The following is a 21,497-nucleotide window of genomic DNA, read 5'->3' as shown; positions in this document are numbered from 1 at the left end:
ATTTAGCGTCTTTTTTATTTTTATAATCGCAATTAAGAAAAGCTAAAACAACTCGCTTTAATTATATTAGTGATAATTTGCTGTGAAGGCTTAATTTTTTCCATTGCTAAAAATTCATCAGGTTGGTGCGCTTGGTTTATAGAGCCGGGGCCCATTACTATGGTTTCACAACCAAGCTGTTGAATAAATGGCGCTTCAGTACAGTAGTTTACTGCCACCGCTTTTTGCCCCGCTATTTTTTCGGCTAGTTTAACCAAAGCGCTATCGGTGCTACCAGTAAATGCAGGAATTGGTTCGTGTAAATCAATTACGCTTACGGCATTAGGGTATTGCTGGTTTATTTCGTGAGTTGCATCAAGTACTAACATTTGCAGCTCTTGCACGCTTAAGCCCGGTAATGGGCGCATATCTATATGCATTTCGCAGCAACCACAAATTCTGTTCGCGTTGTCGCCGCCATGAATATTACCAAAATTTAAGGTTGGATAGGGTATTTCAAAGTGTTCTATTGAATATTTATGCTTTAACTGTTCTTTTAAGATCAGTAGTTTTGTAATCACTTTGTGCATTACTTCGATGGCGTTAACACCACGTTCGGGATCTGAGCTATGGCCTGAGCGTCCGACTACTCTAATTGCGGTACTCATATGCCCTTTATGTGTAAATACTGGAGTCATATCAGTGGGTTCGCCAATTATACAGCGATCTGGTTTTAAATTTGGATGTTTACAAATTTGTTGAGCACCGGCCATTGTTGTTTCTTCATCGGCGGTGGCTAAGATCAAAATAGGCTGAGTTTGCTGTTTTTCATCAAGTTCACTAATAGCTTGCAGTACAAAAGCAAAAAAGCCTTTCATATCAATACTGCCTAAGCCATATAGTTTATTGTTGTGCTCGGTTAATTTAAATGGATTATGATTCCAGCGGCTATCGTCAAATGGCACTGTATCGGTATGGCCAGCGAGCATTAATCCACCATCGCCTTTACCGCGTTTAGCTAATAAATTATAGCGACCTTTGCCGCCTTTTAATTCGATTATTTCACAGCTAAAGCCTAAGCTTTCACACCATTGTGCCAGTAATTCAATAACATTTTTATTACTCATACACAGGCTATCTTCAATGGCACTAATAGAAGGCGCTGCAATTAATTGTTGGTACATAGAAATAAATGAAGGCAAAGACATAAAAAATCCAAAATAAGTAATCAATTTAATTGCATAACAATATAAAAGTATTTATGATGAATATCAATTCACTTTTTAAGCATAAATATTTTAAAAGTAGCGCCATGAAAATAATACGACGATAATCAACATTCATTAATTAATTAAAGTCTTAATTAGCCCCAGAGCTAGTTTAAGCGAACAACATGGATAAGTAGTAACTAATTTTAAATAACGAGTAAACAATGAATGTAGTGATTATTGGCGCAAGCGGTTATAGCGGCGCAGAACTAGCAAGTTTAGTTGCTAAGCACCCTAAACTAATTTTAACTGGCTGTTATGTATCGCAAGGTAGCTTAGATAAAAATAAATTGCTGAGTGATTTATACCCCGAACACTTAGGGCTACTCGATCAGCCTTTACTGCCTCTTAGTGAATCTGCTTTTAGCGATATTGAAAACAGCGCCGATTACGTGTGTTTATGTACCGATCATAAAGTAAGCGTAGATTTAGCGCCGCGTTTTTTAGCCATGGGGAAAAAGGTATTTGATTTATCTGGTGGGTATCGCCTTGCGAGCAATGACGACTACGTTACTTATTATGGCTTTGAGCACCAACATCCAGAGTTATTAAATCAAGCTGCTTATGGTTTGGCTGAGTGGAATAGCGATGCTATTGCCGCGGCGCAATTAGTAGCTGTAGCGGGTTGTTATCCTACGGCTGCGCTTAATGCACTTAAGCCTTTGCAGCAGGCCGGTTTATTAACTGAGCAAACAATTATAATTAATGCGGTATCGGGTGTAACCGGCGCAGGGCGTAAAGCTAGTATTGGTACCCATTTTTGCGAAGTGTCGCTTGCCCCTTATGGTTTATTTAATCATCGTCATGGCCCTGAAATAGAGCAACACCTTGGTCACAATGTTTTATTTACCCCCCATTTAGGTAATTTCCCGCGTGGTATTTTAGAAACTATTTATGTGCAATTAAAGCCTAATGTCACCATTGAGCAAGTAACACAAGCGTATCAAGTACTTGCCGATGAGCCGTTAATTCGTTTACTGGGCGATAAAATCCCCTCAATTAAAGGCGTAGCTAAACAGCCATATGTAGATATTGGCTGGCAGCAACAAGGCACACAGTTAATTGTTATAGCTGCCATTGATAATTTATTAAAAGGTGCTGCAGGACAAGCTTTGCAGTGTATTAATTTATCAATGGGATTGGCGCATACCACAGGCTTAAAAGGATCGTTTTAAATGAGTAAAAAAACCTGGGTAATTAAACTTGGCGGCGCTGTACTTAATACAGAAAACGCGGCTAAAGCATTATTTTCAGTACTTAATGAGCAGCACAACGCGCAGTTTGTCATTGTGCATGGCGGAGGCGCGCTTGTAGACACTTGGCTTAAAGACGCTGGTTTTGCCAGTGCAAAGCATCAAGGTTTACGTATTAGCCCTAAAGAGCAAATGCCGTACATAGTGGGTGCGCTTGCAGGTTGTGCTAATAAACAATTAATGAGTGCGGCAATTAATGCTGGCCATAAACCAGTTGGTTTAAGTTTGTATGAAGCTGGTGTTACTGCCACGCAAAAACTAAAAGCATTATGTTTAGTGGGTAAATGTACCAGTAACGATGATTCGATTATTAACGATTTACTAAAAATTGGCCGTATGCCAATTGTCAGCTCAATTGGTTTTGACTTGCAAGGGCTTTGGTACAACGTTAATGCTGACGAAGCCGCCGCTGCAATTGCCAACAACTTAAACGCAGAACTAATATTTATGACCGATGTTGAAGCAGTGCTTGATGCAAATAAGCAGCCTTTACATCAACTAGATACAAAACACATTGATACTTTAATAAATGAAGGAGTGATTGTGGGCGGGATGGAGGTCAAAGTTAAGACCAGTCTTCACGCTGCCCAACACTTACGACGCGGTGTGTATATTTCCAGCTGGCAAAAGCCAGAAAACTTAACAGCTTTGCTGCAAGGCAAGCATGTCGGAACTAAAATTACACCATAGGTTTATTATGTTTGAGAATTTTTTAACGGGTTTAGAATTAGACCAACAAGGCGCACTTAACTTATTAAAGCTAGCGCAAGATATTAAAGCAAACCCTAAAAAATACAGCCAAGTATTGGCTGGTAAGTCAGTGGTTACTTTATTTGAAAAACAAAGCTTACGTACACGTTTATCGTTTGATATTGGTATAAATCGCTTAGGCGGCCATGCCGTGTATTTAGATCAACAAAATGGCGCGATGGGTGCACGTGAGTCAGTAAAAGATTTTGCTCTTAATATTTCTACCTGGGCAGATGGTATTGTAGCGCGCGTAAATCAGCACAGTACATTAACCACATTAGCGCAGTATTCATCGGTGCCAGTAGTTAATAGCTTGTGTGATTTATATCATCCTTGCCAAGCACTTGCTGATTTTTTAACACTACAAGAAGTGCATGGCGATGTGAGTCAATTAAAGTTAGCTTATTTAGGTGAGGGCAACAACGTAACGCATTCATTAATGTTGCTTGCTGCAACATTAGGTACAGACTTTGTTGCCGTTACGCCTAAAGGATGTTCTCCAGATTCACAAGTTCTGAAAAAAGCGGAACAAATAGCAGCAATGAATGGTGCATCAGTAATGGTGAGCGACAGAGTAGAAGCTGCTGTTGGTGCAAACGCAGTATACGCCGACACTTGGGTATCAATGGGCGACACCACACCACTTGAGTTAGTAAAAGAAAAATACATGCCTTATCAATTAAATAAAGCATTATTAGAGCAAACCGGTGCAACAACAGTGTTACATTGCCAACCGGCACACCGTGAGTTCGAAATTACCTCTGAGGTAATGGACGGTCCAGCGTCAAAAATTATACAACAAGCCGAGAATCGTATGCATGCGCAAAACGCTCTGCTAGTTACATTATTAAATCCAAATTTTGTTAAGGAACACCTATGAGTTCATTTAAAAAAGTCGTTTTAGCCTATTCAGGTGGACTTGATACGTCGGCCATTGTGCCATGGTTAAAAGAGAATTACGGCTGTGAAGTTATTGCCTTTGTGGCCGATGTTGGCCAAGGTGCAGAGGAACTTGAAGGCGTAGAAGCTAAAGCTATCGCATCGGGTGCTTCTGAGTGTTATGTAGTTGACTTAAAAGACGAAATGGTAAGTGATTACATTTACCCTACGCTTAAAACAGGCTCAATTTACGAAGGTACTTATTTATTAGGTACGTCTATGGCGCGCCCAATTATTGCTAAAGCACAGGTAGAAATTGCGCGTAAAGTGGGTGCAGATGCACTTTCTCATGGTTGTACAGGTAAAGGTAACGACCAAGTACGTTTTGAATCGTGTTTTGCAGCGCTTGCGCCTGATTTACAAGTAATTGCACCATGGCGTGAATGGGATTTATCAAGCCGTGAGTCATTGCTAGATTACTTAGCTGAGCGCGATATTCCATGCTCGGCATCGGCTACAAAAATTTATAGCCGTGATGCAAACGCATGGCATATTTCGCACGAAGGCGGCGAACTTGAAGATCCATGGTGCCAACCAAGTGAAAAAGTGTGGACCTGGACAAACTCTCCAGAGCAAGCGCCAGATAAAGCTGAACTAGTAACACTAAATGTAGTTGAAGGTGAAGTTGTTGCAGTAAATGGTGAGCAGCTTAAACCTTATGATTGTTTAGTTAAATTAAACGATATTGCATCGCCTCATGGTGTTGGTCGTGTTGATATTGTAGAAAACCGTTTAGTGGGTATGAAATCGCGCGGTTGTTACGAAACCCCAGGTGGCACCGTAATGATGGCGGCACTGCAAGCCATTGACGAACTAGTGCTTGATAAAGCAAGCCGTAAGTGGAAAGAAGTACTAGGCGGCGAATTTGCACATTTAGTGTATGACGGTCGTTGGTTTACACCACTTAAAGACTCTATTTTAGCTGGTGCTGAAGCACTTTCTAAAGATGCAACAGGTGAAGTTGTGCTTAAGCTATATAAAGGCCAAGTTACAGCAGTGCAAAAGCAGTCGCCACACAGTTTATACAGCGAAGCGTTTGCTACCTTTGGTGAAGATGATGTGTACGACCAATCACACGCAGAGGGCTTTATTCGTTTATTCTCGCTTTCAAGCAGAATAAAAGCATTAGCTAAAAAGTAATTTTTACGCCCCTTGTTAAAAGGGGCAATATCGGGTTTGGAGAGATTTCATGGCATTATGGGGCGGGCGTTTTTCTACGGGTCCAGACGAGGCGTTTAAGCAATTTAACGACTCTCTTCCTTTCGATTATCAATTAGCAGAGCAAGATATAATAGGCTCTGTTGCATGGGCTGGTGCACTTGAGCAAGTTAATGTGTTATCAAGTGACGAGCACCAAGAGTTAGTTGCAGCATTGTACCAATTGCTTGAAGAAGTAAAAGCAGATCCACAAGCGGTAGCAACTTCAGGCGCAGAAGATATTCATTCTCATGTTGAAGCTGCGTTAATCGAAAAAGTAGGTGATTTAGCTAAAAAATTACATACAGGGCGCAGCCGTAATGACCAAGTAGCCACCGATTTTAGATTGTGGTGTCGCGATACTGCTGATCATATTTTAAAAGCCATTGCCCAGTTAAAGGGTGAGTTTGTTGCATTAGCAGAGCGTGAGCTTGGGACTATTTTACCAGGTTATACGCATTTACAACGTGCACAACCGGTATTGTTTAGTCACTGGTGTATGGCTTACGTAGAAATGCTAGAGCGTGATGAAAGCCGCCTGCAAGATGCTAAAGCGCGGATGAACTTTTGCCCACTGGGCAGTGGTGCATTAGCGGGTACGGCTTATCCAATTGATCGTCAAGCATTAGCACAGGGTTTAGGCTTTACAGGAGCGACTAAAAATAGCCTTGATGGCGTATCTGATCGTGATTTTGTAGTAGAGCTATTAAGTTGTGCGTCTATTTCGATGATTCACTTATCGCGTATGTCAGAAGATCTTATTTTTTATAACTCAGGCGAAGCCGGATTTATAGAGCTTGCGGATAATGTGACATCGGGCTCATCGCTGATGCCACAAAAAAAGAATCCAGATGCACTGGAACTAATTCGTGGTAAAACCGGACGCGTTTTTGGTGCATTTAGCGCCATGATGATGACCCTAAAAGCACTGCCACTTGCTTATAATAAAGATATGCAAGAAGACAAAGAAGGCATATTTGACGCTATGCCAACGTGGCTTGCCTGTATTCATATGGCACAAGCGTGTATTAAAGGTATTAAAGTAAAAGGCGAACGTACACTTGCAGCGGCAAAAGGTGGCCATGCAAATGCAACTGAGCTTGCAGATTACTTGGTAGCTAAGGGCGTACCTTTTAGAGAAGGGCACCATATTGTGGGTGTACTGGTACAATTGGCCATTAGTGAAGGTAAAACGCTTGAAGACTTATCGCTTGAGCAATATAAATCGGTAAGTGACGTATTTGCAGATGATGTTTATCCGGTACTAGAAATTGACGCCTGCATTAAAGCGCGTCAAGCACTTGGCGGAACATCAATTGAGCAAGTAACCAGCGCTATTAAAGCTGCGAAAAAAAAACAGCAAATAACGGTTCGTGATGCTAATTTAGACGATGTTGAATCGATTGCTAAGCTAGTTCAACATTGGGCTACGGTAGGCGAAAACCTACCACGGGCTAAAAGTGATATGGTGCACTCGATTAACGAATTTGCTGTAACCGAAATTAACGGCAAAGTATCGGGGTGTGCCTCACTGTACATTTACGACACAGGTTTGGCGGAAATACGTTCTTTGGGTATAGACCCACAAAGCGCAGTGTCAGGACAAGGGCGGCAGTTAGTTGAACATTTATTAGCGAAAGCCAAAAAATTGGCGTTAAATAGAGTAATAGTGCTAACCCGAGTCCCAGATTTTTTTGAAAAACAGCGTTTTAGCTTTTGTACCAAAGAAAGCTTGCCAGAAAAAGTAATGAAAGATTGTGAGCTTTGTTTACGTAAAGAAAACTGCGATGAAGTCGCAATGGAATATATTTTAAAGCTAAGTAATAAAGCGGAGATCCCGTGTAAATTCGTGGCTTAAACTCCCTAGATGTAAAAAACGTACGGGTTACCCTCGTGCGTTTTTTTATGGATGAAAAACACTAATTTAAGTTATAAATATAAAGTTTTATGATTATTTCAAGGTGTTAATTAAAAGTTGGCACAGTGGTTGCTTTTGTTATAAGTGTAAAATGTAGTAACAGCTTAGATAAAAACGTTGCTGCTAAATATAAGGTAAATTTAATTACCCTCTTTAAAAGGTGTAATACAAGATTTCGCCAACAATACAAAAACACTTACAAGGAATAATCACATGCAAGTTTCAGCTAACAGCCAACTACAAATGCAAGCATACAATAAAACGCAACAATTAAAGCCAGCAATGGAACAAACTGCTAGCCCTAAAACCCTGCAATCTGATACAGTAAGCTTCTCTCAAGAGGCGTTAGCGGCCGCTGGTGGCGCAGAACTGCAGCGTGGCGGTGGAGTAGTACCACCTATTCGACCTAAGTAATTAAGGTAATAAATGTTTTTAACTGAGTTTTTTGGTTTATTTTCGTTGTCTGCTTATATGATGTGGGGCTTTTTAATGGCATTTTTTTTTAATGCCTTTATTTATTCTCTAAATATTAAAAGAAATACAACTTTATTACTCAGTTCATTTATTATGATGGTCTCATATTCGTCTTCAGACTATTTTTATACTTGGCTATCTATTCAAAATGGCTTCCTACTTGATTGGGCTCTCTATGATTTTGGGACTATTGTTGCACTACTTATCGCTTATGCTTTTATAAAAAAAACAACCTCATCTTTTTTCTACTTAATTACAGGTTTAACAATTAATTCTTTATTTTTTATATGTATGTACATAGATATGTATGTATTTAACAATCAAGAACCTTGGTTGTTTTGGGACATATATACATTTTCAGTTAACCTAATTGATTTAATAATGATTGTCGCGTTAATTGTTGATCGAGACTTTCTCGGCTTACATAAGCTAAAAAGCAAAGTACTATCTCTTTTTAAAAAACCTAAATTAAAATACAATCAATAATTAATGTATCTACTTGACTTACTTTTAGCTGATTACGTAAGCGCATTTATACAATGGGGCTTTTTAATGGCCTTTTTATATTCGCTAGTGTCAGGTATTAATAAGGCCGATAAGTCTTTAATTTATATAGCCGCTATAATGATGTGCTCCTACATTTTTAGTGATTTACTGCCTATATTAAATAATATCTACTTAGATTGGATTCTCTACGATTTACTAACAATTGCACTATTAATAGCCGCTATATTAATTTCTTATGTATTAACTTCTACAGCCAGTAATTATATTATTCTTGGATTATTTGTTAATGCTTGCCTAACACTCGCTATTTATTACGACTTGTATGTATTAAATAACATTGACGAGTGGTGGCTTTGGAGTGTTTATTCAATTGGCGTTAACGTTATCGATTTACTTATGATTGCAGTGCTTTTTATAAATAAAGACTTTTTGGGACTGATAAAGCTAAAATCATGTATTCTGAGGTTTATAGGCAAAGATGATAATAGCTGTGTGGGTATAAACTCGAATGATTGATTTTTTAAGGTTTATTGTTGATTTAGGTGAAAACATAAGCGCCTTTGTAACTTGGCTATTTCTAATCGCCTTTTTATTTAATTTATCGTCGAGTATTAATAAACCTGATAAAAGTAGAGTACAGCTATCGCTTATTATGATGGTTTCTTACTTTTCTAGTGCAGTACTAAGCTTAAAAACAGTTACCTATTTAGATTATTTTATGTTTGATATTGTTACCATATTAATAGTAATAATTTGGGGTATTAAAACAAAGTATACGATCCCTACGGCACTTATATATTTAATCACAGGAATGAGCATTAATGCGATGCTATTTTTAGGCATGCATTATGACACTGTTATTATTGGTAATATTGATTATTGGTGGTTTTGGGCTGTATACGTTATAGGTACTATCTCGATTGACTTACTAATGGCTTTGGTGCTGATTATTAATAAAGATTTATTAGGGTTAGCATGGATATATAATAAAACAAAAATGCGAGTTAATAGTTTGAATAGCGCACTTAAGTAATGCGCTCGTTAGTTTATTTGCTGTAGCTGCAACCTAGCTTTTTATTAAGTGCAGCCATTACAATAGGGTCTACAAATTCGCTTACATCACCATTATGGCGTGCCACTTCTTTTACTAAGGTTGACGAAATAAACGAATTTCGCTCTGACGGGGTTAAAAATACACTTTCTAAATCTGGGTTTAGGCGTCGATTCATATTCGCTAGCTGAAATTCATAATCAAAATCAGAAACCGCTCTTATGCCTCTAATTAATACATTAGCATTGTGATCGCGTGCCAAATCAGCAAGTAAACCTGAAAATCCTATCACTTTTACATTATCTATATGAGTTAAAAGAGTATTAGCTAGAGCTACACGCTCATCAAGGCTAAAGCAAGGCTGTTTACTGGGGTTATGAGCAATAGCAACGATAACAGTATCAAACATTTTTGAGGCACGTTGAATTAGATCTGTGTGTCCGTTAGTTAGCGGATCAAAAGTACCTGGATAAATTGCAGTGATTTTCATAAAGTATCGCTATGTATTATTTTTAGCATTAGTGTAACAGTGTTTTTTATACAAATCAGCCTAGTAAGTGGCTTTAATTGTCACGACTAAGCTATTACACAGAGTGTTTAATTATGCTGTTTTTGTTTATACTAGACAACTTATTGTACGAATTGTAACTTGTTGAATAAAATAGAGTGTTAGTATATGAATACCAAGGATAAAATAATACACACCAGTATTTCATTGTTTAATGAGCATGGTGAGCGAGCGATATCAACTAATCATATAGCCTCGCATTTAAACATGAGCCCGGGTAATCTTTACTACCATTTTAAAAATAAAGAAGACATTATTCGCCATATTTTTGCGCTGTATAGTGAGCACTTGAGCACTCACTTTAAACCTATAAACAAAAATGAAGATGCATTTAGTCAGTTAACGGTATATCTAGATTCGCTATTTGAACTGATGTGGCGCTACCACTTTTTTTACGACAATTTAGGCGATATTTTGGCGCGAGATACGCAGCTTAAGCAGGCTTATATTGATTTTCAACTAGAGCTGTTAGAGCAGGTGCGTAAAATAATACTTGGTTTACGTGATAGTGAAATGATTGCGATTAATGAGCAAGATGCGCTCGAACTTGCACATACGCTTAAATTAACAGTTAGTTTTTGGACCCCTTATATTAAAGCCCGCAGGCTCAGTGGCGCACTTGCCGAGCAAGATATTTATCATGGTATTTTAAAAGTATTAACTTTATTTAGAGCCTACAGCACAGATAAAAGTAGCGATAAAATGAACCAGTTACGCGAAAAATACACGCAACTTGCTCACTCAGCCCCAAGTATTCCGGCTGCTCTTAGTTCCTAGGCGTTAATTTTTTTGCTATAATCGCGCGCCCAATGCCTGGGAGCGCGAATTCCCGCAGTCTAAGAGTGAACTATGCTTAAATTTATCGTCAAACTACATCCTGAAATTGCCATCAAAAGCCGCTCGGTTCGTAAACGCTTTACCAAAGTGTTAGAAAATAACATTAAGATTGTACTGCGCCGTATTGACGGAAAAGTACAAGTTAGAAACAACTGGGACAATATCTCAGTAGTTACCCTACTTGAAGGTGAGCAAACACGTGCCACTTTTATTGATAGCCTAGCGCGAATTCCGGGTATTGTGCAGTTTATAGAAGTAACCGAAACGAGCTTTGAAACGCTTGACGATATTTATAAAAAAACCATTGAATTAGTTGGTCACACCATTGAAGGTAAAACGTTTTGTGTACGCGCTAAACGTATTGGTAAGCATGACTTTACTTCAACGGAGTTAGAGCGTTATGTGGGCGGTGGACTAAATCAGCATGTTGCCGGTGCAAGCGTAAAGCTAAGCCACCCAGAAGTAACGATACGCCTTGAAATAAAAGACGAGAAAGCTTACATAGTATCGCATACTCACCTTGGCATGGCAGGCTTCCCGCTGCCAACACAAGAAGATGTACTATCGCTTATGTCTGGCGGTTTTGATTCGGGTGTAGCCAGTTATCAAATGATCCGCAAAGGCGCTCGTACGCACTTTTTGTTTTTCAATTTAGGCGGTGCGGCGCACGAAATTGGTGTTAAACAAGCGAGCTACTACTTATGGAATAAATACAGCTCAACTCATAAAGTTAAATTTATTACCGTTGATTTTGAACCAGTAGTAGCAGAAATATTAGAGAATATTGAAAACAGCCAAATGGGTGTGGTGCTTAAACGCATGATGATGCGCGCAGGCAGTAAAGTGGCCGAAAAATTAAATATTCAAGCTTTGGTAACCGGTGAAAGTATTGGTCAGGTTTCTAGCCAAACATTAGCAAATTTAAGTGTCATTGACCGCGTAACCGAAACCCTTATTTTACGCCCGTTAATTCAACACGATAAACAAGAAATTATTAATATTGCACGTCAAATTGGTACGGCCGAAATGGCCGAAACGATGCCAGAATACTGTGGTGTTATTTCTAAAAAGCCAACTGTTAAAGCTAAAATAGAAGTAATAAAAGCAGAAGAAGAGAAGTTCGACTTTGATATTCTTAATACCGTAATAGAAAACGCACGAGTAATGGATGTGCGCGATATTGATGTAGAAGCTAAGCAGGAGCTAAAAGAAGCTGAGTCGGTTGCCGATTTACCAGCTGGTGCAGTGGTAATTGATATTCGCTCTCCAGAGGAAGAAGAAGCAGCACCACTGGAAATTGATTCTATAGAAGTGGTGCATTTGCCGTTTTTTCGCTTAGCAACTAAGTTTGGTGATTTACCAAAAGATCAAGACTATTACTTGTATTGCGATAGAGGTGTAATGAGCCAGTTACAAGCGCTTATTCTACACGATCAAGGCTTTACTACGGTAAAGGTATATCGCCCGTAAAAGTTATCTATTTAAAAAGCGTGGTTTATACCGCGCTTTTTTTTGCTGCAATTTTAGCTAAAAGTTCATCGTTAAAAGGGGTTTTAATATTATGAAGCTTACCTTGCTCGCTAATGTACCCACAAATTGCCATTATTTCGGTTGCTCTATTGTGAGTAACATCTTGTTGCATAGATGAGAAGTTCTCTGCGGTACGTGCCATCACATCATACGCACTGCTCAGTGCATTGATTAACGTTACATCAAGGTTTTTTGCCTTAGCAATATTACATGCTTCGGTTAGCAGGTTAATTATAATTGAGCAATATTGAGGCTCGCGCAACTGACCATTTTTAATGTTATGTAGCGCACTTAGCGGATTTATTGCTATGTTAACTAATAACTTATTAAAACGTAGCTGCTCAATATTCATAGACGTATTTAAAAGGGGGATCGCGGTTAATTGATCCGCCATAATTTTGCTATTTTTAACACCTAAGTTGTTACATCCGCCAATTGCACTTTGCCCATTACCAGTGTGCTGTACTATATATTGGTTTGATTTAAACCCTGCCATGCTGGTCGTTAAAAAATAAAGCGCTTGGTGCTCATTAAGCTCACATTTTAACTGCTCTACATTACCCATACCGTTATGCGAAAGCACAACAGAGCAATGCTGAGGCAAAAACTGTTTTATTTGTGCAAATGCGCTTTGCACTTGAAAGGCTTTTACCGTAAATAAAAACACATCAAATTTAGGTAAACTATTAAGCTCATTTAATGAAATAAAAGAGGCATTTATTTTTTGTGAAGCACTGTTGTCACTACTGTAAAAGCGAGTGTTACTCGTACTTTTTCGGGTTAACACGCTTACACTATGCTGCGCACTTAAAAAGTGGGCTAATAATAAGCCTATTGCGCCGTCGCCAATAATAAGAATTTTAGCCATGAGAGTTCTTTTTACGTGGGGTTAAAATTGCTTTGATTATAAAGTAGCTTGCTGCGCCGGCAAAATCTGCAATAAAATCTGCGATTGATGCTTGCCTATATGGAAGTGCGTCTTGCATTATTTCTATTGCAGCACCGTAACCGGCTAATAAAAGTATTTGTGCGTATAAAGGGAGTTTAAACGCTTTATCCATTATTATGGCAAGGATGAAAAATATCCCAAAGTGGGCTACTTTATCAACATGAGGAAACAGGTTGCCAACCCCTTTTATTTCTTTCGCAAATAAAAAGGTAAACACCACAATACTAATTAAAAAAATTGCTTGATAAACACGCCTTGTCACAACAAATCCTAAAATCGCTTAAAAAAGAAACCGTAGTATATCAAACTAATTTAGTATCGCACCTGAACAAGATGCATAAAAGTGTAAAGATTTATAGTTTTAGCGTTATAATCGCTTTAATAAATTAAGTATAAAATTAAGATAAAATAGTTAGGAGAAATCAATGCCTTCATTTGATATTGTATCTGAAGTAGAAATGAACGAAGCTAAAAACGCAGTTGATAATGCAAACCGTGAACTAGAAACTCGCTTTGACTTTAGGGGAGTTGATGCATCGATTGAGCTAAATGATAAAGTAATTAAGCTTAAAGCCGAAGCTGACTCTCAGGTTATACAATTATTTGATATTTTAGCGAGTAAAATTTCTAAGCGTGGTATGGATGTATCAAGCCTTGAATTGCAAGATATTAGCCGAGCGGGTAAAAATGTTTTTCGTAACGTTGGTTTAAAGCAAGGTATTGAAAAAGAGATGGCTAAAAAAATAGTTAAAGCCATTAAAGATTCAAAAGTTAAAGTACAAGCCGCCATTCAAGGTGAAGAAGTACGCGTAACAGGTAAAAAGCGAGATGATCTTCAAGAAGCTATGCAAGTAGTACGTAGCGCCGATTTAGGCCAGCCATTTCAGTTTAAAAACTTCCGCGATTAATAAAACAGATTACAGATATTATAGAGATTAGGAGACTAATTTTTAAAAAATTTGTGTTAAAAAAGCCAAACTACAGCAATGAAGTTTGGCTTTTTTGCTATTAGTAACTTGATATGTAATCTAACTCTTTTACAGTGATTGTTGAGGGTTTATATCGTTAAAAATCAAACTTTGGCTATATAGACGTCTATTGACATTTATAAACAAAATACTCACAATAGCGACCTATTTTCAAGGTGCTTGCTTAATACCTTTGTATACGTTTCAAAGTATTGAAATTAACAGCAAGATAATCGGGAAGTTGGTGCGTTTTCAAGACGATAACAACCCCAACACTGCCCCCGCAACGGTAAAGTATTAGCAGCTATTATAGTGTTGACTGAGTCCGGAGACCGGCCTTGAAGTAATCTTACTTATTAACATCTTTGCGGTGGGCAAAGGTAGGGGACATCATGTTAAATAAAACCGCTCTAGGTGTGGCAATTTCGGCTGCACTTTCATTTTCAGTATCTGCAACAGTGCAACCAATCGAAAAAATTACCGTTACAGCTAATAAATTCGAACAATCAATCAATGACGTTTTAGCAAGTGTAAATGTTATCGAGCGTGCAGAAATAGAAGCAAGCAACGTACGCGATTTACCAACGCTATTAAGTAAACAAGTTGGTTTTCAGGTTAATCCAAACGGTGGTTTTGGTCAAAGTACAGGTGTGTCACTTCGTGGTACTGGCTCTGGCGATGCGTTGATTTTGATTGACGGTGTACGTACAGGGTCTGCAACACTTGGACAAAAAGCACTAAATAATGTCCCTTTAAATAGTATTGAACGCATTGAAATTATTAAAGGCTCTCGCGCGGCTATTTATGGCTCTGACGCACTCGCGGGCGTAATTAATATTATCACGCGTGAGTCAGATAACTTATCTGTGAGTGCTACGTTTGGTTCTGATTCTTATCAAGATTATCAGGTGGCTGGCTCTGTAAAATCAGGCGATGTTACTACTGCGTTTAACGCAGGTTTTGAAAAAACTGATGGTTTTGATGTACTCCAAGGTGTAGCACCAGATGAAGATGGCTATGAAAATAAGAATCTTGGTTTTAAAGTAAATTATACCGATGCACGCTACGGCAACTTTAAGTTATTAGGCCAATACAGTGAAGGCTATGTAGATTACGACAATCGTTTCAGCCCAGCCACAAGTACTGTAGAAACAGGTGATTTTAAAAACTATCAGCTTTCTGCAGGTTGGAATAAAAACTACACTAACCAATCGCACAGTATTGATATTGCTATTTCAACAGATGATTCACACGATACCTCAGCATTTGGTGTAAATGATTTTATAACGAAACGTGTGCAATTGGATTATAACGGTCAATATACATTATCTGAAGAGCTTAATATTAGCGGCGGCGTTAACTGGTACAACGATGATGTATCTCGTAGTACAACGCAGTATGGTGTACAAGAGCGTGATGTATTAGCTGTATTTGTTGGTGCTTATTATAATACAGAGAAAGTGTTAGCTAATTTAACTGTGCGTCAAGACGATGATGAACAGTTTGGTGACGAAACGACTTACACTGCAGCAGCTGGCTATCATTTATCTGAAGACGCAACCTTTAGAATAAGTCAAAGCACTGGTTTTAAAGCACCTACATTTAACGATTTATACTTTCCGGCTTTTCCTGGTTTTCCACCTTCATCTAATCCTGATTTAGAGCCTGAAAAATCATTAAACCGAGAGATTGGGTTAAATGTAGATTTTGATATAGCAAGTGTTGATGTTGCTATTTTTAGAAATGATATTGAAGATAAAATCTCTTTGGATTCTAACTTTTTTCCTATCAACTTAAATGAAGCACGCTACGAAGGGGTTGAGTTTAGCCTGTCACAACAAATTTTGGGTTTCGATAGTAATCTTAACTTTGCTTATTTAAGTGCAGAAGACGAAGAAACGGGCGCAGAGTTACGTAATGTTGCTAAACGTACATTTAATTGGGAACTTGCAAAACAGTTTGGTGCGTTTGATGCGAGCTTAGACATGCAATATCGTAGTGACCGACAAGGTGCTGTGACGCGTTTAGGCTCATACACGCTTTGGAACTTAGCGGGTAATTATCAAGTAAATGAACACATTGAGGTTTCGCTTCGTGTAGAAAACTTATTTGATAAAGAGTATAACGTGGTTGACTCAAGCACTGATTCTATAACGGGTGAAGTATATTACTACAACACACCAGAGCGTCGCTTTTTTGCGGGCGCAAGCTACCAGTTTTAGCCGTCTTTAATGCTTTTAATGCCTTTAATAGATAAAGATTATTAAATTAAGCTGAAAATACAAAAGCCCGATTTAAATCGGGCTTTCTACTGTGTAGCTAAGTTTAACTACTCAAATTAGCTAGTCAGTTAAAAACTCTTTAAATACGGTTTCAAACTTATGTAATTTAGGTGCTATTAAAATACTACAGTAACCCTGCTGTGGGTTTTCGTTATAGTAATCTTGATGATAATGCTCTGCTGGATAATACGTAGTGGCAGGGCTGACTTCTGTCACAATTGGCTCACTCACATGGCTTTGCAGTTGAGCTATCATTTCATTGGTTTGCTTTAGTTGAGCCTCATCGTGATAGTAAACAACACTTCTATACTGTGTGCCTATATCGTTACCTTGGCGATTTAATTGTGTTGCATCATGCAAAGTGAAAAACATTGCTAGCAGTGTTTCAAAGCTAACTACAGTGGTGTCAAATTCAACTTTAACAACCTCAGCGTGCCCGGTTGTGCCAGAGCATACAGAATTATAGGTTGGGGTGTCGGTTTCGCCACCGGTATAGCCAGAACTTACATCTAATACGCCATTTACACGTCTAAATGCTGCATCTATACACCAAAAACAGCCGCCACCAAAGGTAGCGACTTGCGTTGTTGAACTCATAAATACTCCAAAATAGCTGTAAGTTTAGATTATGCAGAGCATAAGTCTAAAGCGTCGTAACAACAAGGTTACGACGCTATTAGGAGGTTAGATCTCTTCGAATGGCTTTTTAGCGGCTTGTTTATCAAGTTTTTGCTGCAAAAACTCAGGTGACTGTGTATTGCGCGCAAGTGCATAGTAAGCAGCAGGTACTACAAACAGAGTCAGTAGGGTTGATACAACAACACCGGTAAACACTACAACACCAATCACCATACGGCTTTCAGCACCCGGGCCCGAGGCTAAAACCAGAGGTACCGCACTCATTACAGTGGTTAATGAGGTCATAATAATAGGGCGTAGGCGCTGCGTAGCGGCTTGTAAAATAGCTTCGCTAAACTCTACGCCTTTGTCGCGTAGTTGGTTAGTAAACTCAACAATCAAAATACCATTTTTAGCGCTTAACCCTATGAGCATAACAATACCTATTTGGCTGTAAATATTGAGCGTAAGTCCTGTGGCCCACAAGCCAAACATAGCACCCATTAAGCCAAGGGGTACGGTAAGCATTATTACAAATGGGTGCATAAAGCTTTCAAACTGTGCCGCTAGTACTAAAAAGGTAACCGTAAGTGCTAAAATAAACACGTAGGTCATGGCCGAAGCACCTTCATAAAACAACTGCGATTCGCCTTTGTAGTCAATCGCGCCATCTATGTCGTTTTCTTCCATGGCCACTTTGTTTAAAAAGTTAAGTGCTTGCTCAAGTGTATAACCATCGGCTAAGTTGGCGCTTAAGGTAATTGCACGCATACGGTTGTAGCGGTTTAAGCGCGATGCGGTAGCTTCTTCTTTTAAGCTAATTAAACTATCAAGCGGGACTAGCTCGCCACTGCGTGATTTAAGATAAATGTTTGATATATCAGTAGGGTTGGCAAAGTCTTCTTTAGTGCCTTTTAAAATAACGTCGTACTCTTCGCCGCGATCTATAAAAGTAGTAACACGACGCTGACCTAGCATGGTTTCGAGTGTACGCCCTACATCAGATACTGAAATACCTAAATCGGCCGCTTTGTTTTTATCTATGCTGACTAAAAACTGTGGGAATGTTTCTTTGTAATCATGATCGATTCTAACCAGTCCTGGATTTTTCTCAGCGCGCTCTATAATACGGTCGCGCCAATCGGCTAGTTGTGCGTAATCGTTACCTTGTAGTACAAACTCGATTGGGCGTGATGAACCACCGCCGCCAATGCCTCGGCGCATAATAGCAAAGGCTCGCACGTCGGTAACTTCCTGCAGTTTAGTGCTTATTTCGTCCATTATTTCCCAGGTAGAACGTTGGCGTTTGTCCCAATCGGCCATACCTACAATTGCTACACCGCCACTGCCGCCCCAGCCTGGTACGCGCACGAGTACGCGGCTTAGCTCACCAGATTCAGAGTAAGGCATTAAGCGATCTTCAATTTTACTCATGTTAGCGGCATTGTTCTCATAACTGGCGCCTTCAGGGCCACTCATCATAACAAAAAAGGTACCACGGTCTTCTTTAGGTGTTAGCTCAGAGGGTATTTGAGTAAATAATGAATAACTTACAAAGCCAGCTAATAATAAGCTGATCATTAAGCCCCATTTGCGGGTCATGTTAGAGGCAAGTGAGTTACGATAACTAAGCTCTACCTTTGCAAAAAAGCGGTTCATCGACTGGCTAAATTTACTTTCTTTTTCAGAGGCTTTTAATACTTTAGAACATAACGCAGGTGAAAGAGTAAGTGCTGTAATACTTGAGAAAAACACTGCGGCACTTACCGCCATAGCAAATTCAGTAAATAAAGCACCAATACGGCCATCCATAAATACTAAGGGTACAAATACCGAAATAAGCACTAAAGTGGTGGCAATAATTGCAAAGCCCACTTCGCGCGCGCCTCTATAAGCGGCCAATAAAGGAGGCTCGCCAAGCTCTATGCGGCGATGAATGTTTTCTAACATAACAATGGCATCATCAACCACTAAGCCGATTGCTAGTACCAGTGCAAGTAAAGTAAGTAAGTTAATGGAATAACCCATAGCGAGTAAAAACATAAAACTACCCACTAACGCCACCGGCACAGTAACTGCAGGGATTAAGGTGGCACGAATATTACCTAAAAATATAAAAATAATTAATACAACTAAGCCCATAGAAATAGCAAGGGTGCTGTATACCTCATTAATCGATTCTTTTATAAAAATAGATGAGTCGTAACTATCCTCTATAGTGGTTCCTTCGGGTAGGTTACGTTTTATTTTTTCAAGTTCGGCGCGGGCGTTATCAACCACAGTTAAGGTGTTGGCTTTAGCTTGCTTTACAATGCCTAAACCAATCATATTGCGGCCATTACCCCGAAATAAACTCTCGTCATCGGCGGCTTCTAGTTGTACATCAGCCACTTCACTTAAGCGTACTAGGTAACCGTCATCACCGCGTTTTATTACTAGGTTTTGAAAGTCGCGCTGATCTTTATAACTGCGGGCTGTACGTACAGTAAAGTCACGGTCAACCGATTCAATTTCGCCAGCGGGTAACTCTACGTTTTCGGTGCGTAGTGTTTGTTCTATATCGCTCGCAGTAATACCGCGAGCAGCCATTGCTTGGCGGTTTAGCCAAATTTTCATGGCGTATTTTCGTTCACCACCAATGCGTACGTTAGACACACCATCAACTACGGCTAGGCGATCAACAATAAAACGCTGTGCGTAATCAGATAATTGCATTGAGTTCATGGTTTCGCTGTTTAGCACAAACCATACAATAGGGCTTTCATCGCTGTTAGACTTAGACACCTCAGGCGGGCGAACTTGTTCAGGTAGGCTATCTGCGGCGCGGGCAACACGTTCACGCACATCGTTAGATGCAGCATCTATATCGCGCTTAATATCAAACTCAATCGTAATATTTGAGCGACCATTACGGCTCGATGAGTTAATACTTTTAATACCTTCAATACCCGAGATACGGTTTTCGATGACTTGGGTTATTTTGGTTTCTATAATCTCTGCAGAAGCACCTGTATATTCGGTACTAATATTAACAATAGGTGTTTCAATATCAGGGTACTCACGCAGTGGCAGCATGCTAAAAGCAACGAGCCCAAAGGTGAGTAAAAGTAGGTTTATTACAATCGCAAAAACAGGGCGTTTAACGCTAATATCGGTAATTTTCACGGGTTATCCCTTCACGCTAACTTTACTGCCAGAGCGAATTTTTATTAGCCCTTCAGTTATAATTTGCTCACCATCGGCTAAGCCTTCATCAACAGCAACCCAGCCGTTATTTCTGCCCGCAATATGCACTTCAACACGATTAGCAACACCGTCCAAAATTTGAAATACGTAATGTTTGTCTTGTAGCGGAATAATTGCTTTTTCTGGAACCATTAATGCTTGGTTACTACTTAGCTCTAACGCTGTTTTAAGTAGCATACCAGGGCGAAGCAAACCTGAATTATTTGCAAAGCTGGCGGTTACTTCTACGCTACGCGTTACCGAGTCAATACGCGAACTAATATGCGTTACTTTACCGATAAAGGTTTGATCTGGATAAGCATCATTTTGAGTGAGCACTTTCATGCCGGTAGCTAATTGCGCTAAATATTTTTCAGGTACTTTAAAGTCTACCTTAATGATACTTATGTCATCGAGGGTGGTAATAATTGAACTGTTATTTACATAGGCACCAATCGATATTTCACGCTTGCCCAACATGCCAGAAAATGGCGCGGTAATGGTCATTTCAGCTAGCTTGGTTTTAGCACTTTCTAATTGTGCTTGGGTGGCATCAACTCGTGATAATTGCTCTTCAAGTAACGATTTTGCTGTTGACTGAGAACGTGAAAGTTCGGTAAGTCTATCGAGTTGGCGTTTTTCTTCGCGTAAATTAATATTTAGCTCTTTTACAGCAATTTGTTCTTGTTGGCTTTGCAGTTGTACTAGCTTTTGGCCTTTGCTAACTAGGTCGCCATCTTCAAAGAAAATATTAGTCACGTAATCACTTTGTGCGCTGGTAATATATACAGCTTGGTTAGCGCGAGCGCTACCAATAGCTTCAATCATTACTGCATTTTCTTGCGAGGTAACAGTGTGAGCAGACACTTGCGTGGCCATTTGTGAAAAATCTGCTTGTTCACCTTGGCTAGCGGGTAAATATAAATAAACGCTAAATATTACGAGTAGCGTAATAATAAATGGAAAAAGAGCTCTACCTGATTGTCTTGAGTACATTGCTTTAATACCAAAAAATAAATTATAACTATTGTACGAAATAACACCGAGAAAAGGCGGTATTATGTCCCATTAATTTGTGAATTAAGCGTAAAAGTTATAATAATTAATTAAATAAACTCATGCTTGAGCTTTAAAAGGTATTTTATGAAGTTAAATACGTCGTGCAAAAAATGTTTAATGCTCAG

General features: G+C 39.1%; 20 protein-coding genes and 1 riboswitch. Of the genes, 13 read left to right on the top strand and 7 right to left on the bottom strand.

The window, feature by feature from the left end; all coding sequences use genetic code 11:
* Positions 1-32: 32 nt before the first annotated feature.
* Positions 33-1,187 carry an acetylornithine deacetylase gene (argE, locus tag RB215_RS11235; RefSeq protein WP_309216406.1) on the bottom strand — a complete coding sequence of 385 codons (1,155 nt, stop codon included), beginning with the start codon at positions 1,185-1,187 and terminating at the stop codon, positions 33-35.
* A 224-nt stretch (positions 1,188-1,411) separates the two neighbouring features.
* On the opposite strand from argE, the gene argC reads away from it, so the two are divergent.
* The 9 genes from argC to RB215_RS11190 all read left to right on the top strand — a co-directional run bounded on the left by argC (position 1,412) and on the right by RB215_RS11190 (position 9,318).
* A complete protein-coding gene (gene argC, locus RB215_RS11230; RefSeq protein ID WP_197182670.1) occupies positions 1,412-2,422 on the top strand; it encodes an N-acetyl-gamma-glutamyl-phosphate reductase in 1,011 nt (336 codons plus the stop codon).
* A complete protein-coding gene (argB, locus tag RB215_RS11225; protein ID WP_011328947.1) occupies positions 2,423-3,190 on the top strand; it encodes an acetylglutamate kinase in 768 nt (255 codons plus the stop codon).
* Between the two features lie 7 nt (positions 3,191-3,197).
* Positions 3,198-4,130, top strand: coding sequence for an ornithine carbamoyltransferase (locus tag RB215_RS11220; protein ID WP_011328946.1), 933 nt, complete (start codon positions 3,198-3,200; stop codon positions 4,128-4,130).
* A complete protein-coding gene (locus tag RB215_RS11215) occupies positions 4,127-5,329 on the top strand; it encodes an argininosuccinate synthase (RefSeq protein WP_011328945.1) in 1,203 nt (400 codons plus the stop codon). Before RB215_RS11220 ends, RB215_RS11215 begins: the two co-directional genes overlap by 4 nt.
* A 49-nt stretch (positions 5,330-5,378) precedes the next feature.
* Entirely contained in the window at positions 5,379-7,244 is a 1,866-nt protein-coding gene (gene argH, locus RB215_RS11210) for an argininosuccinate lyase (RefSeq protein WP_011328944.1), read from the top strand.
* Between the two features lie 273 nt (positions 7,245-7,517).
* Positions 7,518-7,718, top strand: coding sequence for a hypothetical protein (locus RB215_RS11205; RefSeq protein ID WP_309216405.1), 201 nt, complete (start codon positions 7,518-7,520; stop codon positions 7,716-7,718).
* 12 nt (positions 7,719-7,730) lie between these two features.
* A complete protein-coding gene (locus tag RB215_RS11200) occupies positions 7,731-8,264 on the top strand; it encodes a hypothetical protein (protein ID WP_309216404.1) in 534 nt (177 codons plus the stop codon).
* Positions 8,265-8,330: 66 nt separating this feature from the next.
* Positions 8,331-8,801, top strand: a complete 471-nt coding sequence (locus RB215_RS11195; protein WP_309216403.1) for a hypothetical protein — start codon at positions 8,331-8,333, stop codon at positions 8,799-8,801.
* Positions 8,794-9,318, top strand: a complete 525-nt coding sequence (locus tag RB215_RS11190) for a hypothetical protein (RefSeq protein ID WP_182677846.1) — start codon at positions 8,794-8,796, stop codon at positions 9,316-9,318. Before RB215_RS11195 ends, RB215_RS11190 begins: the two co-directional genes overlap by 8 nt.
* Positions 9,319-9,331: 13 nt before the next feature.
* On the opposite strand, the gene coaD is transcribed toward RB215_RS11190, so the two are convergent.
* Complete coding sequence (coaD, locus tag RB215_RS11185; RefSeq protein WP_011328939.1) at positions 9,332-9,826, bottom strand: pantetheine-phosphate adenylyltransferase; 495 nt, start codon at positions 9,824-9,826, stop codon at positions 9,332-9,334.
* Between the two features lie 186 nt (positions 9,827-10,012).
* Between coaD and RB215_RS11180 the strand changes: the two genes are divergently transcribed.
* On the top strand, positions 10,013-10,681 hold the full coding sequence (locus tag RB215_RS11180) for a TetR/AcrR family transcriptional regulator (RefSeq protein ID WP_309216402.1): 669 nt from the start codon (positions 10,013-10,015) through the stop codon (positions 10,679-10,681).
* Between the two features lie 72 nt (positions 10,682-10,753).
* A complete protein-coding gene (thiI, locus tag RB215_RS11175; protein WP_309216401.1) occupies positions 10,754-12,211 on the top strand; it encodes a tRNA uracil 4-sulfurtransferase ThiI in 1,458 nt (485 codons plus the stop codon).
* A gap of 25 nt (positions 12,212-12,236) precedes the next feature.
* Here the strand turns inward: thiI and RB215_RS11170 are convergent, their stop codons facing one another.
* Entirely contained in the window at positions 12,237-13,139 is a 903-nt protein-coding gene (locus RB215_RS11170; protein WP_309216400.1) for a 2-dehydropantoate 2-reductase, read from the bottom strand.
* On the bottom strand, positions 13,132-13,482 hold the full coding sequence (locus RB215_RS11165; RefSeq protein ID WP_011328935.1) for a VanZ family protein: 351 nt from the start codon (positions 13,480-13,482) through the stop codon (positions 13,132-13,134). The genes RB215_RS11170 and RB215_RS11165 overlap by 8 nt, the downstream gene beginning before the upstream one ends.
* Before the next feature lie 163 nt (positions 13,483-13,645).
* On the opposite strand from RB215_RS11165, the gene RB215_RS11160 reads away from it, so the two are divergent.
* Both RB215_RS11160 and RB215_RS11155 read left to right on the top strand, forming a co-directional pair.
* The gene (locus RB215_RS11160; protein ID WP_011328934.1) at positions 13,646-14,128 is read left to right on the top strand and encodes a YajQ family cyclic di-GMP-binding protein; all 483 of its coding nucleotides are present in this window, start codon (positions 13,646-13,648) and stop codon (positions 14,126-14,128) included.
* Between the two features lie 250 nt (positions 14,129-14,378).
* A riboswitch (cobalamin riboswitch) is annotated at positions 14,379-14,544 on the top strand.
* 36 nt (positions 14,545-14,580) lie between these two features.
* A complete protein-coding gene (locus RB215_RS11155; RefSeq protein ID WP_309216399.1) occupies positions 14,581-16,410 on the top strand; it encodes a TonB-dependent receptor domain-containing protein in 1,830 nt (609 codons plus the stop codon).
* Positions 16,411-16,530: 120 nt separating this feature from the next.
* On the opposite strand, the gene msrA is transcribed toward RB215_RS11155, so the two are convergent.
* From msrA to RB215_RS11140, 3 genes are all read right to left on the bottom strand, one after another.
* A complete protein-coding gene (gene msrA / locus RB215_RS11150; protein WP_309216398.1) occupies positions 16,531-17,067 on the bottom strand; it encodes a peptide-methionine (S)-S-oxide reductase MsrA in 537 nt (178 codons plus the stop codon).
* A gap of 87 nt (positions 17,068-17,154) precedes the next feature.
* The gene (locus tag RB215_RS11145; protein ID WP_182684343.1) at positions 17,155-20,253 is read right to left on the bottom strand and encodes an efflux RND transporter permease subunit; all 3,099 of its coding nucleotides are present in this window, start codon (positions 20,251-20,253) and stop codon (positions 17,155-17,157) included.
* 3 nt (positions 20,254-20,256) lie between these two features.
* Positions 20,257-21,309: an efflux RND transporter periplasmic adaptor subunit gene (locus RB215_RS11140; RefSeq protein WP_011328929.1), complete on the bottom strand. Its 1,053-nt coding sequence runs from the start codon at positions 21,307-21,309 to the stop codon at positions 20,257-20,259.
* Positions 21,310-21,497 lie beyond the last annotated feature (188 nt).

The sequence above is a fragment of the Pseudoalteromonas sp. HL-AS2 genome, from assembly GCF_031198805.1.
In the GTDB taxonomy this organism is placed as follows: domain Bacteria; phylum Pseudomonadota; class Gammaproteobacteria; order Enterobacterales; family Alteromonadaceae; genus Pseudoalteromonas; species Pseudoalteromonas nigrifaciens.
This window is presented reverse-complemented; position numbering and strand designations above follow the sequence as displayed.